Source organism: Mesorhizobium sp. L48C026A00 (assembly GCF_000502375.1).
GTDB classification, from domain to species: Bacteria; Pseudomonadota; Alphaproteobacteria; order Rhizobiales; family Rhizobiaceae; genus Mesorhizobium; species Mesorhizobium muleiense.
The window spans coordinates 31,802-48,062 of sequence record NZ_AYWU01000016.1 but is presented as its reverse complement, the minus strand read 5'-3'; the positions used below and the strand labels follow the sequence as shown (position 1 = coordinate 48,062).

The 16,261-nt window shown below is 60.5% G+C and carries 16 protein-coding genes, 3 pseudogenes and 1 riboswitch; of the genes and pseudogenes, 15 read left to right on the top strand and 4 right to left on the bottom strand.

Annotated elements, in window-relative coordinates; all coding sequences use genetic code 11:
* The first annotated feature begins 24 nt into the window (after positions 1-24).
* Positions 25-468: an aspartate 1-decarboxylase gene (panD, locus tag X738_RS65820; protein WP_023800918.1), complete on the top strand. Its 444-nt coding sequence runs from the start codon at positions 25-27 to the stop codon at positions 466-468.
* A 110-nt stretch (positions 469-578) separates the two neighbouring features.
* Positions 579-857 (top strand): HU family DNA-binding protein, encoded by a 279-nt coding sequence (locus X738_RS65815; RefSeq protein ID WP_023800917.1) that lies wholly within the window; start codon positions 579-581, stop codon positions 855-857.
* 13 nt (positions 858-870) lie between these two features.
* Here X738_RS65815 and X738_RS81000 read toward each other — a convergent pair whose 3' ends face one another.
* On the bottom strand, positions 871-1,062 hold the full coding sequence (locus X738_RS81000; protein ID WP_023800916.1) for a hypothetical protein: 192 nt from the start codon (positions 1,060-1,062) through the stop codon (positions 871-873).
* 198 nt (positions 1,063-1,260) lie between these two features.
* Between X738_RS81000 and X738_RS89120 the strand changes: the two are divergent.
* From X738_RS89120 to X738_RS65800, 4 genes and pseudogenes are all read left to right on the top strand, one after another.
* A pseudogene (locus tag X738_RS89120) lies at positions 1,261-1,398 on the top strand (amino acid--tRNA ligase-related protein); the annotation flags it as partial.
* Positions 1,399-1,426: 28 nt separating this feature from the next.
* Positions 1,427-1,648, top strand: a complete 222-nt coding sequence (locus X738_RS86190) for an amino acid--tRNA ligase-related protein (RefSeq protein WP_023800914.1) — start codon at positions 1,427-1,429, stop codon at positions 1,646-1,648.
* 161 nt (positions 1,649-1,809) lie between these two features.
* On the top strand, positions 1,810-2,034 hold the full coding sequence (locus X738_RS65805; RefSeq protein ID WP_023800913.1) for an antitoxin MazE family protein: 225 nt from the start codon (positions 1,810-1,812) through the stop codon (positions 2,032-2,034).
* On the top strand, positions 2,031-2,354 hold the full coding sequence (locus X738_RS65800; RefSeq protein WP_023800912.1) for a type II toxin-antitoxin system PemK/MazF family toxin: 324 nt from the start codon (positions 2,031-2,033) through the stop codon (positions 2,352-2,354). Before X738_RS65805 ends, X738_RS65800 begins: the two co-directional genes overlap by 4 nt.
* 477 nt (positions 2,355-2,831) lie before the next feature.
* On the opposite strand, the gene hemN is transcribed toward X738_RS65800, so the two are convergent.
* A complete protein-coding gene (gene hemN / locus X738_RS65795) occupies positions 2,832-4,157 on the bottom strand; it encodes an oxygen-independent coproporphyrinogen III oxidase (protein WP_023800911.1) in 1,326 nt (441 codons plus the stop codon).
* Positions 4,158-5,271: 1,114 nt separating this feature from the next.
* Between hemN and X738_RS65785 the strand changes: the two are divergent.
* From X738_RS65785 to X738_RS65755, 7 genes and pseudogenes are all read left to right on the top strand, one after another.
* Positions 5,272-6,517, top strand: a pseudogene (locus X738_RS65785) (porin).
* Positions 6,518-7,045: 528 nt separating this feature from the next.
* Positions 7,046-7,162: riboswitch (TPP riboswitch) on the top strand.
* Positions 7,163-7,341: 179 nt separating this feature from the next.
* Positions 7,342-9,185 (top strand): annotated as a pseudogene (gene thiC, locus X738_RS65780) (phosphomethylpyrimidine synthase ThiC).
* Between the two features lie 3 nt (positions 9,186-9,188).
* Positions 9,189-10,163 (top strand): glycine oxidase ThiO, encoded by a 975-nt coding sequence (thiO, locus tag X738_RS65775; RefSeq protein WP_023800904.1) that lies wholly within the window; start codon positions 9,189-9,191, stop codon positions 10,161-10,163.
* 2 nt (positions 10,164-10,165) lie between these two features.
* Positions 10,166-10,363, top strand: coding sequence for a sulfur carrier protein ThiS (gene thiS / locus X738_RS65770; protein ID WP_023800903.1), 198 nt, complete (start codon positions 10,166-10,168; stop codon positions 10,361-10,363).
* Between the two features lie 3 nt (positions 10,364-10,366).
* Complete coding sequence (locus tag X738_RS65765) at positions 10,367-11,140, top strand: thiazole synthase (protein ID WP_023800902.1); 774 nt, start codon at positions 10,367-10,369, stop codon at positions 11,138-11,140.
* The gene (locus tag X738_RS65760; RefSeq protein WP_023800901.1) at positions 11,137-11,742 is read left to right on the top strand and encodes a thiamine phosphate synthase; all 606 of its coding nucleotides are present in this window, start codon (positions 11,137-11,139) and stop codon (positions 11,740-11,742) included. The genes X738_RS65765 and X738_RS65760 overlap by 4 nt, the downstream gene beginning before the upstream one ends.
* Positions 11,733-12,494 carry a hydroxymethylpyrimidine/phosphomethylpyrimidine kinase gene (locus X738_RS65755; protein ID WP_023800900.1) on the top strand — a complete coding sequence of 254 codons (762 nt, stop codon included), beginning with the start codon at positions 11,733-11,735 and terminating at the stop codon, positions 12,492-12,494. Before X738_RS65760 ends, X738_RS65755 begins: the two co-directional genes overlap by 10 nt.
* A 53-nt stretch (positions 12,495-12,547) precedes the next feature.
* Here X738_RS65755 and X738_RS86180 read toward each other — a convergent pair whose 3' ends face one another.
* Complete coding sequence (locus X738_RS86180) at positions 12,548-12,952, bottom strand: hypothetical protein (protein ID WP_023800899.1); 405 nt, start codon at positions 12,950-12,952, stop codon at positions 12,548-12,550.
* A 7-nt stretch (positions 12,953-12,959) separates the two neighbouring features.
* Between X738_RS86180 and X738_RS86175 the strand changes: the two genes are divergently transcribed.
* Positions 12,960-13,655, top strand: coding sequence for a hypothetical protein (locus X738_RS86175; RefSeq protein ID WP_198032851.1), 696 nt, complete (start codon positions 12,960-12,962; stop codon positions 13,653-13,655).
* Between the two features lie 85 nt (positions 13,656-13,740).
* Here the strand turns inward: X738_RS86175 and X738_RS84950 are convergent, their stop codons facing one another.
* On the bottom strand, positions 13,741-13,914 hold the full coding sequence (locus X738_RS84950) for a hypothetical protein (RefSeq protein WP_023800896.1): 174 nt from the start codon (positions 13,912-13,914) through the stop codon (positions 13,741-13,743).
* A 114-nt stretch (positions 13,915-14,028) separates the two neighbouring features.
* Here X738_RS84950 and X738_RS65745 point away from each other — a divergent pair, with 114 nt between their 5' ends.
* Positions 14,029-15,573 (top strand): Fic family protein, encoded by a 1,545-nt coding sequence (locus tag X738_RS65745; protein WP_245277734.1) that lies wholly within the window; start codon positions 14,029-14,031, stop codon positions 15,571-15,573.
* Positions 15,574-16,261 lie beyond the last annotated feature (688 nt).

Genomic DNA, 16,261 nt, shown 5'->3' with positions numbered 1-16,261 from the left:
ATGATGGATGGGGACAACAGACCAATGCGAAAAATAGTCGCCGGCAAGCTGCACGGCATCCACGTCACCGAAGCGAACCTCAACTACCATGGTTCGATAACGCTCGACCCTGAGCACTGCGAAGCGGCTGGAATCCTGCCGCTGGAATTCGTGGAGATATGGAACAAGAATTCCGGAGCGCGGATCTCAACCTATGTCATTCTCGGCGAGCGCGGCTCACGATGCTGCGTTCTCAATGGTGCTGCCGCCCGCACCTGCCAGCCCGGCGATCAGATCATTGTCTGCAACTCCATCTACCTGGACGAAACGAAAATCACCTCGCTGAAGCCGCGGATCGTCACTTTCGACCAGGACAACCACATACGTGACCGCCTGAGCTACTCGGTCGATCTCGACCCACATGGCCGGTACAGTTTCTCCATCCTTGACGAGGCGAATACGGCCTTGGTCATTCCGGCCCTGATCTGACGCAGACCTGACATGTAACTTTGCTGGGGAAGATAGCGCCGTCGCCCCTTTCCCACCGCAATCTTTATTGTCATACCGGAAAAAGATCCCCACGAAACAGAGGCTATGCCATGACGACAGCAACCGAGATCGCAGACAAGATCGCCGGCGAACAGGGACTAACGAAGGTGCAGGTGAAGACCATTGTCGAGCGCGTGTTCGAGCAGATCGCTGACGCGGCGAAGAGCGGCGCGGAGACGAACGTGCCGGGATTCGGCAAGTTCAAGGTGAAAGACACCCCGGCACGGGAGGGCCGCAATCCCGCGACGGGCGCGACAATCAAGATCGCCGCATCGAAGAAGCTCACGTTCACTCCGGCCAAGGCCGTGAAGGACGCGCTCAACGGTTGACCGGTCGAGCCTCCTAAACAGGCGGCTCGCTGCAGAAGCAGCCGTCCGCTTCCGGCAGTATCGCTTCGCGCTCGGCCAGCGCGTTCCAGCTCGGCCTGGATCTGGTGGTGGCGGCCGCACCGAGTTCACCTCGATCGACATGGAAGTCGCCTGGATCGAGGACCATCACGAGCTGATGGCGCTTGGGGAGCGCTGGCTGTCGCATGCCCTGTCAGTTGTCGCGGTGAGACATGGCGAAGCTGATCCGGCAGCTCTTCGGCGGGAAGGTCGCGGTGCCCACGATCCCCTTTCCGAAGATTAGATTACTTTCGAGTAGGCCTGCGATCTGCTCCAGAGCCTCGGGCACGCAGTGACCAAACCGGGCGATCTCGACAGCGAGGGCGAGCGTCAGCTTGCCGAACATATGATGGCAAAGACCAGGCACGAGTTCCTGTTTGTCACAGACTATCCGGCCGTCGCCCGGGTCTTCTACCAGATGCGCCGGCCCGATCGTCCCGGCCTGAAGCGGGGCTTCGATCTCCTCTGGCGCGGCCTTGAGGTTACTATAGGAGCTCAGCGATGGCATCGCCATGACCGCCTCGTGGAACAGGCCCGCGAACGCAGCTGGGCTCGAGGGGCTCGGCGACAATCTTGCCTTCTTCCGCCATGGCTGCCCGCCGCATGGCGGCATGGGCATCGGCCTTGGCCGGTTGCTGATGCGATCACTGGGCGCGGCAAGCATCCGCTCCGTCATGCTACTGAGCCGCCCCCCACGCGCCTGCGACCCTGAGCTTCTGTCGAAAAATTGCTAAGTTTGCGAATCCTGAGCCGATATCGAATTTTCACGAAATTTCTGTCGCAAAACTCTGTCGCGAAACGCACACTTTCGTGGCTGACTTTTGCGACACTGCTTGACGGATGGCGGTTCTCTGCCTATCTGTTACATGTAACAAATTTCGGTGGAGATGCCGTCATGCCCACCCCTATCAACGAGAGGGTTCAAAAGCGCAGGGATGCCCTGCGGGCGGCGGGACTGCGCCCGGTGCAAATCTGGGTTCCGGACACGCGCAGACCGGGCTTCGCGGAGGAATGTCGCCGTCAATCCCTCGTGGTCGCAGCGGCCGACGAGGCTGACCACGATCTAGGAGCGTTCATGGATGCGGCGCTTGCCGATCTGGACGACGAGGCCGATGCGTGAGGCGGGGTGATCTCGTCACCGTCGCCATGCCGGGGGACTTCGGGAAGCCCCGCCCTGCTCTCATCATACAGGCCGATCAGTTCGAGGACACCGGCACGGTGACGGTATTGCTGCTGTCGGGAACACTGGTGGATGCCCCTTTGATCCGGCCCACGGTGCGCCCGATGCCCGAGAACGGGCTGCGCAAGCCGTCGCAAGTGATGATCGACAAAGCCATGTCGGTGAAACGCGACAAGCTCCGACAACCCTTCGGCCACCTCGATGACGAAACCATGCTTTCCGTCACTCGATCACTGGCCGTTTTTCTCAGGCTCGCCTGAGGCAGGCGCCGGCGTCGCCGGCCTCATCCCGAGCTCACCATGCCCGGCACGGCCGTGACGTTGGGGAGACAAGGCACAGCCCTTGGCGGCAATGCGTCGTGGTTCGGCGGCGGCGTGCTGGCGCCATGGTGCAAGCGTGAACGTGCCGAACAGTCGATGCTGGACGCGACACCGTCGACTGATGGAAGGCGGCAATGCCCCGGGCAGATGACGCGGGCGAACGCTGGTCGTGGCCGCGCCGCGCGGTGCGAGCGAGCCCAACCGGTTCGCCAGCCGCATCTCGGGGCGAGTCAAACAAGACGAAACTGCGCTCCTGGAGTCTGACCTCGCCGGCAAATTCCGCCGCGGCCTGCCTTTCCGCGGCGCGGCCCATCTCGACCCGCGCCACGCAATGGCGGCGCTTCATGACAGGTTTTCGGCCATGGCGTCGAATTTCGCTTTGGCGTCGCCATGCCCTCACACTGGTGTGGGCTGTGTTTACGGGGCAACCCGGTCGAGAAAAGCATCGAATGCGGCAGCGACAGCGCGAATAACAAAGCGATGCTCCCGCCTTACGCGGATAAAACCCTTTTCGATGTCCACTATCCCGTCCTCGGCCAGCATCGCCAAGCCTTCGGCTGAATCGAGAAGACGGATCGGATCAGATCCGTGGGCGGCACAGATTGCCGGCACATCGGCCTCGAGATCGCACATTAGTCGCTCGATAATTGCGGCGCGCACGCGGTCGTCGTCGGTAAGGCGATAGCCCTTTGACGTCGCCAGACGGCCAGCTGCGATGTGCTGGATGTAGGAATCCCGTGTAACTTCGTTTTGGACGTATCCCTCGCCGACGCGACCGATAGCCGACGCGCCGAAACCGATCAGGGTTCTGCAGGTGTCGGCCGAGTAGCCCAGCGAGTTACGCCGCAGGCGACCGGTTTTCTGTGCGAGCGCGAGCTCGTCGTCCGGCAAGGCGAAATGGTCGAGCCCGATCTCTCGGTAGCCGGCGGCAGTCAGCGTCACGGCCACGGCCGCACCCTGTTCGGCGCGGGCAGCGCTGCCCGGAAGAACTGCCTCCTCGATGAGGCACTGATTCTTTATAAGCGACGGGATGTGCGCATAGCCGAACACCGCAAGCCGGTCGGGGCGCATGGCGACCGCCGCCCTCGCGGTTTCGACGCAGGACTGCACCGTTTGATGCGGGAGACCGAAGATGAGATCGAAGTTGACGCGTCTCACGCCGTGCCGACGCAGGATCTCGACGGCAGCCGCCGTCTGCGCCTCACTCTGAACCCGGTTGATCGCTTTTTGAACGATGGGATCGAAGCTCTGCACGCCGAGACTCACACGGTTCACGCCGGCTGCTCCTAAAGCCTCGGCCATCTCGGCCGTGAACGTGCGTGGATCGATCTCGACGGCGACGGTAGCTGTTTTCGTGAGAGCGAAGCGGCGTCGCAGGAACTCCATCAGAGCGAGGAACTCGGCTGGTCCTATGAGAGACGGCGTTCCGCCGCCGAAATGCATGTCGCTCACGGGCAGCGTCTGCGGCGCTCGCTCCGAGACCAAACGGATCTCGTCACGCAGCGCCGCCAGATAGTTGAGGATCGGCGCATCATGGCGGGTGATGGTGGTGGGGAAGCCACAATACCAGCAAGCTGATCGGCAGAACGGAACGTGGAAATAGAGCGACACCGGATCGTCAGCCGGCAGGTTCCTGAGCCATTCCTCATAAGCCTCGGCGCCGACCGCCCCAGAGAACTCCGACACAGTCGGATAGATAGTGTACCAAGGCAGGCCGGCCTCGCGATATTTTGTGGTCTGCAACAGTTACCGTCCCATGCTGATAACTAACAACCTTACCGCTGCGCTCGCCTGTGTCTTTGCGCTATGTCAGTCCGTTCCGCTTTGGGTTCGAAACTTGTATTTCGCAGCAATAGCCGCCGTTCAGTCTTGGCTGGACGGTCAGCGACTGGCCATGGCTGTTCCCGCCGAGACCCTCACGCGCACCGTTTGGTTCCACCATCCCTTCCCTTCAGCCTGCGCCTGGTCGAGTAGATTCTGCTGAGCGCGGCTGCCGCATCCAACGAGATAACACGGCGTTGGGACCCGACTTTGCTCGCCAGCTAGCGTCCCATAGTGATCTCTGGCATCTCGATGAGCTCGTTGTGTGAATTGCTGGCAAGAAGCATTAGCTGTGGCGCGCCGTCTATCAGGACGAGAGGCTGCTCGACGCGACCGTCAGGTCAGCCGCAATGCCAAAGGCTGGCGCGCCTACTGACTCGAGGCAAGGCTGCGCGTTCAGCGCGTGATTACCGATCATCGCGCTCGCCAAAATGACGGCGTCGTACCGAGCGGTGCCGCCGCATGATGTCTCAACGTCGGGGCTCACAGCAAACAAAGCTGTCGCCATTGAACGAAACTGTCGCGAAGCGAACAGACGNTGATGTCTCAACGTCGGGGCTCACAGCAAACAAAGCTGTCGCCATTGAACGAAACTGTCGCGAAGCGAACAGACGGACCGTAGCCGAAACGTTTGCCGTTCGTGCTTGGGTTGATCCGCAAGGCAAAAAGGAAGGAAGAGCGAACCAAGGTGCGCCGGCACACTTGAGCTTCAAGCCGCAGCTGGGTCGTCAGGATGGCACGTCATTTGCAGTAGAAGCCTTTGTGACGGCCCGCCCACAACTAGCGGAGATGACGGCGATGATTTGTACAGAAATGTTGAATGGCGTCATTTCGGCGATAATTATATTTGTAATAACAATCGCATATTTGTAACAATAAGACCCAATCATATTCTCAATTTCTGATGAATATCTGACATAACGAGCGCATCAAAACTGCTCAAATTCAACTCAATGCGCATCGTTATCGACTGTTTCCTTAGCAAGAATTCATTCACTGACGTCCATTCCTTTTACTCTTTGAACGGAGATCAACAATGAACATTAGGAGCCTCCTCCTCGGCTCAACTGCGGCACTGATTGCCGTTTCCGACGCTCGCGCCGTGACCGCCGTTGCCGAGCCTGACCCGACTGAGTACGTTAAAATCTGCGACGTCTACGGCTCGGGCTACGTCTACATTTCAGGCACTGAGACCTGCGTGCGCATCGGCGGCTATGTCCGTTACGGCGTCGGCTTGGGCCATGTCGGATTGTTTGACCACGCAAGAACCTCGGATGTGAGGACTGGTGAGGATCAGGGCACATGGCAAAAAAACACGCGCTTCACATTGAAAACTTGGACCGGCCAGGAGACCGAACTCGGCACGTTGAAGACCTACACCGAAACCCGCATGAACTTCGGTAACCGCCACACTTCGGTTTCGGACAGTTCTCGGTCCTATGCCTTCAACGGAAACAGCACCTTGACTTTCGCCTGGATTCAGCTTGGTGGCCTCCGAGTTGGTAAGGACTGGTCGGCCTTCGACATGTTTATCGGCGGCGCGGGTGACGTACTCAACCAGACGCCGGTTCCGTCCGGCGCTTTCGATACCAATGTGGTTCAGTACCACTTCGACGCCGGGAACGGCTTTTCGGCCGTGGTTTCGCTCGAAGAAGGCTCGGGCGTGGTCGGCACAATCGACAGCTACGCTCCGANACTTCGACGCCGGGAACGGCTTTTCGGCCGTGGTTTCGCTCGAAGAAGGCTCGGGCGTGGTCGGCACAATCGACAGCTACGCTCCGCACGTAGTCGGCGGCTTGAAATACACACATGGCTGGGGCGCGATCACCGGCGTTGCCGCTTATGATAGCAACTACGAATCGGTGGCCGCCAAGGTCCGTGTCGACATCAATGTCACCAACGAACTGTTGCTGTTCGGAATGTTCGGCTACGGTTCCAATGGCAAGCTCAACGACGACTCCACGAACGCGATCGACGCTCATGGTCGAGGCTTCTATAAGATTTGGGGCGGGAACTGGGCTTTCTGGGCTGGCGCCGCTTACGAGCTCAACGAGACAACTTCGTTCAAGCTTCAGCTCTCCGGTGATCAGCTCAAGAACCATGGTGTCGCTGCAAACGTCGCCTATGCGTTTCTTCCAGATTTCACAGTTACGGCCGAACTCGACTATGGCCGCTACGGCAACTTCGCCGTCGGCAAGGTGGACGCTTCCAACGTGAACTGGACCAACGCCAACAAGAAGAGCAGTGTCGGCGGAATCCTGAGTTTCGAACGCTCATTCTGACGCGATGAAAGGGTTGAGCTCCGGTTGAGCGGACCAATCCCGCAACACTCCAAGAGAACGTCGCATGAAGCTATACGAGATTGGAGCCTCGATCTCGGGGCCGGACGATGTTTCATATCAGATCTGGTCCGGATGATCGCTCAGGCGATATTCATCGCTCGATTATGTGTTTTGATCTGCAGCTCTTTCATTTCCTCATCCCTTCCGCCCGCTTGACGGACCCCGCCATCCAGCAGTACCCGGCCAGGTTTTCCGAACTCGAAGGCCCAGTCGGGTGAGGACGTGTTCAACTTGTTGAGCGATTGTGGGGTGCGGCCCGACGCACTTGAAAATCGCAAATGGATCGCCTCCGTTCAGCCATCCCCGCGGAAATTCGGACGCGAGAGAACAAGCTCCAGGCTGATCGAGGAACAGACGATTCTCAGGCGACGCTCCATCCGATCTTGCGCCTGGCCGAGACGATCGGCCGACGATCATCGCCGCGGGCCGAATGCGCTTGACAAGTACGCGGCGGCCCGTTCAACCTGAAGCATTCACCAGGGGAGTCCCGGCAAGGGGCTGAGATACTGCTGGCTTTCGCGGCGCAGTGACCCGTTGAACCTGATCCAGTTCATACTGGCGTAGGGACGGTGCAAGCGCTTTGCGGGAGTCNTTCGCGGCGCAGTGACCCGTTGAACCTGATCCAGTTCATACTGGCGTAGGGACGGTGCAAGCGCTTTGCGGGAGTTTACGCCGAGGTCCTGTTTCGGCAGGTCGACAGAAGTGTCTTTTCATCCTTCCGGCACAGAACTGGGTCTCCAATGCATGAGCAAAGGAGCCTCAAGATGAATGCCCTCACCCCCGCCGTGTCGACGGGATCGCCGCCCGCCTCCCGGAAGATCCACAAGCCCGGCACCATCCACCCGCACATCAAAGTGCCGATGCGCGAAATCTCTGTTCACCCGACGGCGGGCGAACCGCCCGTCACCGTCTACGATCCGTCCGGCCCCTATACCGACCCGACTGTCGAAACCAGCATCGACAAGGCCTCGCCCGACTTCGCCACGAATGGATTGCGGCGCGCGGCGATATCGAGGCCTATGAAGGCCGCCATGTCCGGCCGGAACACAATGGATTCGTGGCGGGCGAGCGCCTGACGCCGGAATTTCCCGCGCGCAACCGGCCGCTAAAGGCAAAAACGGGCAAAGCGGTGACGCAGCTTGCCTATGCGCGCGCCGGCATCATCACGCCCGAAATGGAATTCGTCGCCATCCGCGAAAACCTCGGCCGCGAGATCTTGGGCGGCAGCGTGCCGCGCGACGGCGAAGCCTTCGGCGCCGTAATCCCGGACTTCGTCACGCCGGAATTCGTGCGCGAAGAGGTGGCGCGCGGACGGGCAATCATTCCCGCCAACATCAACCACCCGGAAAGCGAGCCGATGATCATCGGCCGCAATTTCCTGGTCAAGATCAATGCTAATATCGGCAATTCAGCCGTCACCTCGTCGATGGCCGAAGAGGTCGAAAAGATGGTCTGGGCGATCCGCTGGGGCGCCGATACGGTGATGGATTTGTCGACCGGGCGCAACATCCACAACATCCGCGAATGGATCGTGCGCAATGCGCCGGTGCCGATCGGCACTGTGCCGCTCTACCAGGCGCTCGAAAAGGTCGGCGGCATTGCCGAGGACCTGACCTGGGAAGTGTACCGCGACACGCTGATCGAACAGGCCGAACAGGGCATCGACTATTTCACCATCCATGCCGGCGTGCGGCTGCACTATATCCCGCTGACGGTCGACCGGGTCACGGGTATCGTCTCGCGCGGCGGCTCGATCATGGCAAAATGGTGCCTGCATCATCACCGGGAAAGCTTCCTTTACGAGCATTTCGCCGAAATCTGCGACATCTGCCGCGCCTATGACGTGTCCTTTTCGCTGGGCGACGGCCTTCGTCCCGGCTCGATCGCCGACGCCAACGACGCGGCGCAATTCGCCGAGTTGGAGACGCTCGGCGAACTGACGAAGATCGCTTGGGCGAAGGATTGCCAGGTAATGATCGAGGGGCCCGGCCACGTGCCGATGCACAAGATCAAGGAGAACATGGACAAGCAGCTCGCTGTCTGCGGCGAGGCGCCGTTCTATACGCTGGGACCGCTGACGACCGATATCGCGCCGGGCTACGACCACATCACCTCCGGCATCGGCGCCGCAATGATCGGCTGGTTCGGCACCGCCATGCTCTGCTACGTCACGCCGAAGGAGCATCTCGGCCTTCCCGATCGCAACGGTGTCAAGATTGGCGTGATCACTTACAAGATCGCCGCCCATGCCGCCGATCTAGCAAAGGGTCATCCGGCGGCGAAACTCAGGGATGATGCCCTTTCCCGCGCGCGCTTCGAGTTCCGCTGGGAAGATCAGTTCAACCTGTCGCTCGACCCCGAAACCGCACGGTCCTTTCACGACCAGACCTTGCCCAAGGAGGCGCACAAGCTGGCGCATTTCTGCTCGATGTGCGGGCCGAAGTTCTGCTCCATGCGCATCTCCCACGACATCCGCGCCGAGGCGCAGAAGGAAGGCATGGCGGCGATGGCCGAGAAATATCGCGCAGGCGGCGATCTTTATATGCCGGTGGAGACGCCCGAGGTAGAAAAACAGGCCTCAGTGCAGGAAGATCAGGGGGCGCGTTGAGCCATGTGCCGCATTCTTGTCAAAGGCGCCGGTGTGGCAGGCCTCACCGTCGCCCATGAATTGGCCGCGCGGGGTGCATCCGTCACGGTTGCTGAAATTCGCAGCCAGATCGGCGGCAATGCCTCCTGGCTCGCCGGCGGCATGCTCGCGCCTTGGTGCGAACGCGAAAGCGCCGAGGAGGCGGTCGTCACTTTCGGCAACGTTGCAGCCGACTGGTGGGAAAGGGCGCTGCCCGGGCTGGTGACGAGGGCCGGCAGTCTCGTCGTCGCCCATCGGCGCGATGCATTGGAGCTTGCCCGTTTTGCAGCTCTTACGCGCAACTATGAGTCCGTCGACGAAAAGGCGGTTGCCGCCCTCGAGCCCGATCTTGCCGGCCGCTTTCATCAGGGCCTGTTCTTTGGCGGCGAAGCTCATCTCGATCCCCGTCGGGCTCTCGAAGCCCTCGCCGGCAAACTGCGTGCGATGGGCGTCGTCTTCCTTTTCGAGACGGGCGAGGTTGGCCTTTCCGGCTTTGATCAGGTGATCGACTGCACGGGCATCGCGCGGGCCGACGACGATTTACGCGGCATGCGCGGTGAAATGCTGATCCTCCATAGGCGTGATGTCTCGCTCGCGCGGCCAGTGCGTCTCCTGCATCCGCGTCATCCGAGCTATATCGTGCCGCGAGCCGATCATCACTTCATGGTCGGCGCAACCATGATCGAAAGTGACCATGACGGACCGATCACCGCCCGTTCGCTGATGGAGCTCCTCAATGCGGCCTATGCACTCCATCCGGCGTTCGGTGAGGCCGAAATCCTCCAGACGGGAGTGGGCGTGCGCCCTGCCTTTCCCGACAATCTGCCGCGGGTGAAGCGCTGGAAGGACGTCACGATCACGATTAACGGCCTTTACCGGCACGGTTTCCTGCTTTCACCGGCCATGGCCGAGCAGACTGCCAGCCTTGTCTTCAACTCATCTGCCGACCAGGGAACCTGAAAATGAAGCTGATCGTCAACGGCGAAGCGCTTGAAGCCAAGGCAACCACGCTCGACGCTCTTTTGAAGGAGCTTGACTATGAGGGCGGCTGGCTCGCCACAGCGCTCAACGGCGACGTAGTGCCCGCGGCCGAACGGGCGGAATTCCGGTTGAGCGAGGGCGACCGGATCGAAATCCTGTCACCCATGCAGGGAGGCTAGCCGATGTTCGATCTTCTCGGGGCAAAGCTTGCCTCACGCCTGCTTCTCGGAACCGCCCAGTATCCTTCGCCGGCCATCCTTGCCGATGCAGTGAAGGCGTCTGGCACTTCGGTGGTGACGGTATCGCTGCGCCGTGAAATGGCCGGCGGCAGGGCCGGCGAGAAATTCTGGTCGCTGATCCGCTCGCTCGGCGTGAGCGTCCTGCCCAATACCGCCGGCTGCCACTCCGTCAAGGAAGCCGTGACGACCGCGAAGATGGCGCGCGAGGTCTTCGGCACGTCCTGGATCAAGCTCGAAGTGATCGGCAACCACGACACGCTGCAGCCGGACGTGTTCGGCCTGGTCGAAGCCGCGCGCGTCCTTTGCGACGACGGCTTTTTGGTGTTCCCCTATACCACCGACGATCTCGTTATCGCCGAGCGGTTGCTGGAGGCGGGCTGCAAGGTGCTCATGCCGTGGTGTGCGCCGATCGGCTCGGCGGTCGGACCGGTCAACATCATGGCGCTGCGCTCGATGCGCGGATATTTCCCCGACATTCCGTTGATCGTGGATGCGGGGCTCGGACGGCCATCGCACGCAGCAACCGTAATGGAACTCGGCTTCGACGCTGTGCTCCTGAACACGGCGGTCGCCAGGGCGGCCGATCCGGTCGGCATGGCGCGCGCTTTCAGCAAGGCGGTCGACGCCGGTCGCGAAGCCTATGGTTCGGGACTGCTCGAGCCGCGCGACGTCGCCGTGCCATCGACGCCGACAATCGGCAGGGCGGTTTTTTCATGAAGCTCGATCCCTTCTACCTGATCGTCGACAGTGCCGCCTGGATCGAACGGCTGGTGCCGCTCGGCGTTAGGCTGGTCCAGCTCCGCATCAAGAACATGGACGAGGACGAGTTGCGCGCGGAAATCCGCCGCGCGAACGGCGTCTGCGCGGTCCATGGTTGCCAACTCATCGTCAACGACTATTGGCGCACGGCAATCGAGGAAGGCTGCGACTTCGTCCATCTCGGCCAGGAGGATTTGGCTGCCGCCGCCCTGCTGGCGATTAAGTACGGCGGATTGAAGCTCGGACTTTCGACCCACGATCACACCGAACTGGAAACAGCGCTGGCGGCCGAGCCGGACTATGTGGCGCTGGGTCCTATTTATCCGACGAGCTTCAAGCAGATGAAATGGCGGCCGCAAGGGCTTGAACGGCTCAGCGAGTGGAAACGACGGGTCGCGCCGATCCCGCTGGTCGCCATCGGTGGCCTCAACCCCGACCGGCTCGACGGCGTATTCGAGGCCGGGGCAGACAGTGCCGCGGTGGTCACCGACGTCACGCTGAATCCTGACCCTGAAGCGCGCACCAGAGAGTGGATAAAAGAGACCGCCCGATGGCGCTGAGGCAGGAATCGCATGTACTTGTCGTCGGCGGATCGGACTCCAGTGGGGGTGCCGGAATCGCGCGCGATATCGAGACGCTCTCCTCCATGGGCGTGCGCAGCTGCCTTGCCGTCACTGCGGTGACGGTGCAAACACACGACATCGTCACGGACATCCTTCATCTGCAACCCGGTCTGGTGGCCGATCAGATGCGTGTAGCGTTGTTGCAGGCGAACCAAGTGGCGGCCGTCAAGATCGGCATGCTCGCAACGGCTGAGATCGTCGCTGCGGTTGCCGCTGTGCTGCGCGAAAATCCGCGCATACCGGCAGTCCTCGATCCGGTGCTGGCTTCCACGTCAGGCCGAGCGCTTCTTGAAGCAAGCGCCATCCCCATCATGAAGCAGCATCTGATGCCACTTTGCCGTATCGTCACACCCAATCTTATCGAACTGGCGCTTCTTGCCGGCTCAGAGCTAGCGGTGGATGAGGTCGGCGCGCTTCAACAAGGACAACAACTGCTCGCCGCCGGGGTTCAGGCCCTGCTGATCAAAGGCGGCCACGGCTCAGGACCTCGCTCAACGGATGTTCTCGTTCGACCCAACCAAGAACCCGTGCGCCTTGACACTCGTCGGCTGGCAAGAACGATGCGCGGCACCGGCTGTGCCCTGGCCAGCGCGATAGCTGCGTATCTGGCGATCGGGGGATCGATTGAGGAAGCGGTGCGCCAGGCCAAGCTTCTGGTGTTCGAAAAGATTTGGAAACACCCCATATGAGAATCAGGCGCGATAGGCGGCCCCATTTTATCGCCGACGATTTCAAGATCAGACTATGGTCTGATGTAGATCTCTAGAATCAGTTCATGGGCTGCGAATCCTCGGCCGAGCGGGCGGCTTCGGCCCCAAGGCAGGAAACTGAAGAGACGGTGAAGGTAATCCACCTGCTCTGGTGCCTCTACCGGCTCCTTATCCGTTTCGGAGTGCCGGATGCGCAGGCTGTTACCGGTGGCGGTCAGTTCGCTGGCTTCATTCTCCAGAAATGCACGAAACTTCGGCGTCTGCGCGGACGCGGCGCGGTCCAGCAACTGCGCTGCCGTTTCTCGCTTGTTTGCCCCTGCTTCCAGCGTTTTGATGCGCTCGAACGCATCCCAGAGCTTATCAAGCGCGTCCAGGCGATCGGCAAGCTGCGGTGAGAGAAAACGCCGCATCTTCAAGAAACCTGTCTGTGTCAGCATCGCGGGTATGGAACACGGCCGCCGAAGCTCATCCCGCAACGCCGGCGCCCCCAAGCCTCCGGGCGACGCCTTCGGCGGTCAGTTCCAAGGCAATGCCGTTGCGGGCAAAGAGGCGATCGACGGAAGCGACAAACCCGGCGAGTCCGGCAGGGCGATCAAAATCAAGGTGGTAGTGCCCGAAATGAGAGTGAAAGTCTCTCTGGATCGGCTGCGCGATGGACGTCGCACAGAATTCGAGAAGGTCAAGGATGACGAGAAGATCGGGGACCTCGTCATGCCGCATATATTCCGGCAGGTCCGGAATCTCCGCCCGCGCAATTCGCCAAAAGGCGGCGGAATCCGTCCCGCAAGGACGGGGGCCGTCGGTGCACATTTCGGGAAAGCTCGCGCCAAAGGAGCCGTCGTCGATTCGCGCCCGGACAAGCGTGTAGAGGGCTCCCCACATCCGCTCGGGAATCGCTTCTCAGTTCGGGCGCGCGGACCTCGTTCACGATCGCTGAAGTACGCTGAGCCGGTCATGGGCCGGATTTCGTCATCGGCGGTCTGCATCTACATGTCTCGGAACCGCTGGCGCAGCGTGCCGAGGGCGACCCAATCCGACTCGCCCGGCAGCTTGATCTGTCAGTACTTCCATCCGTCGAGGCTGGGTTTGGAGCCGTCCTTTGTAAGAGCTACGCCTTCCGCGGCCGCCGAAGGGCTTTGAACCGCTTCCCGTCCACGACCCAGTCGGAGTCCTGGATTACGCCGCGGTGCTCCTTGCCACGATATTCCATTCTAACTTCTGTTCCTTAGGGAAGCTTGACGCCCTTACCGGTCCAGGCACCGCGATCCGCCGTGCCGTTGACGGCATGCTGAACTTCCGGTGCCGCCTTCAGATTGAGAAGGCGGCGAAGCACGGTGTTCGGCGCTTCGCCAAAACTCTTCCGCTCGGTTTCGATCAGCCAAGCAGTTTTTTTTAGCAAAATTGGAATCGGTTTTCGAGGTGACTCCTTTGACGAACCGGTTTTCAGGCGGTAGAATCATTTTTCATGGGTTTGGCCTATCTAACCAAAATTCGACGGCTAGGCACGGTTTTCGTGGTTATCACCCACCAGCATCAATTTTCAGGACCTGTTACTGTTTTTCAGGAAATACGCCTTCCTGAAACAGCGACTCCGGCTGGGTACAGCGCGCTGATTGACGCTTACAAGCTCCCCGTGCCGCTGCCGCGCACGCTTTCCGCTACCGGTGAGCATCACCGCGTCATCGAACAGGACGGCTGGCGTATCATGACGCCGCGCCACGCGCCGCATCCGACCCTCGAAGGGCACCTGACCTTCGCGCTGAAGTATGAGGGACTCGACCTTGCCCTTCTCAAGCGGCTGTTCCAAGCGACAGGTCCCGCGCCGATCGAAGCGCTGGTTCGCGAAAGCCCGACCGGCAGCTATGCCCGCCGCATCTGGTTTCTTCATGAGTGGCTGACGGGCACGCGTCTTGATCTGCCTGACGCGGATGCCGGCCGCTACGTTCCTGTTGTCGATCCGGACCAGCAGTGGGCTGCGCCGGCGAAGACCGCTTCCCGCTACCGCGTAAAGAACAACCTGCCCGGCACACCAGATTTCTGCCCACTGGTTTTTCGCTCCAAGGCGCTCGAAGAATTCATCGGCCTCGATCTGCCGCAGCGCGCGCAGGCGATCGTCGCGGAGATGCCGCGCGACCTTCTCGCACGGACCGCCGCCTTCCTGCTGCTCAAGGATTCGCGGTCCAGCTACGCGATCGAGGGTGAGCGGCCGCCGCAGGACCGCATCCAGCGCTGGGGCCGTGCCATTGGCGAGGCCGGTCGTCAGCCGCTTGATCGCGATGAGCTGCTGCGCCTGCAACGGATCGTGCTCGGCGGCGCCCGCTTCGTAAAGCTCGGCTTCCGGCAGGAGGGCGGCTTCGTCGGCGAGCATGACCGCGACAACCGCATGCCCCTGCCCAATCACATCAGCGCCCGGCCCGAGGACCTGGCATCGCTGATCGACGGAATGGTTGCGTTCGACCGAGGCCCCGCGCAGGGCCTCGATGCGATCATCGCCGCGGCGATCCTCGCCTTCGGCTTCGTCTACATCCACCCCTTCGAAGATGGAAACGGCCGCATTCACCGCTATCTGATCCATCACGTCCTTGCCGCCCGCGGCTTCAATCCGCCCGGAGTCGTGTTCCCCGTTTCAGCTGCGATCCTGGAGCAGATCGATGAGTACCGGCGGGTGCTCGAGAGTTATTCGCAGCGCCTGCTGCCGCTGATCGAGTGGGAGCCAACGCCGCAATTCAACGTCCGCGTTCTGAATGACACCGGGGATTTCTACCGCTTCTTCGACGCAACGCCACACGCCGAATTCCTCTACGCCTGCGTCCGCAGGACGATCGAACGGGACCTTCCCGAAGAGACCGCCTTCCTGCAGCGCTATGATCAATTCCGACAGCAGGTCGATGCCTTCATCGACATGCCCGAACGCCTTACCGATCTGCTCTTCCGCTTCCTTCACCAGAACGGCGGCCGCCTTTCGAGCCGCGCCCGCGAAAAGGAATTCGCCGCCCTGACGGATCCCGAGGCAGAACGGATCGAGGCGATCTACCGGCAAACCTTCGGCTCCGGCTAGGGGGCATGACTATTTTATGGAGCAAGATTTATTAGGTCCCCTGTCGCAACCATCGGCACAATGTCGGTGACGCCGTCTTGATCATGAGTAATAACGTCTTTTCAAAAATAGATACACGGCTGGCATATCATACTTAGCTCATGTAAAGCGAAAAATACTCCTGCGTTACAATGATCCGTTTTCTTTTGCCAGTCGCTGATCGAGAAGGGATGCAAGACTTTGATACAGGAAAGCGCGCAGGCTTTGCTTGTCACGCTCGATCTAGTGGTAGAAATCTGACACTTGGTACCCGATGGGGATTACCTGATCCGACCGGTTGCGGACGTTGCCACCCTCGTTCAAATAGTCCGCTCTATATCGATCAAATTTGTTGGTGACTAGTTGTCCGGTCTCCGTTTGGCCAATTCTACTTGATAGACACTTCGAGGGTGTCTTCTGCGTCGCCACATTTTAAGAGATATAATCGCCGCGATATATCCGAATATTGCAAGTAAGCCCCACAGACCACCAAGATCGCTCATAAAGGCAGCTACAAGAAGCACAGATGCAACCACGGCCACGGTGTAATATAGGACCGAGGCCCAGACATATTTTTCCATTTGAGAGCTACTCATTTGATCACAATGGCCTCTGCGCTCAACCTGACGAACTCGACGACAACGCGGCTTCCCGTGCGCCTCGCGCCATG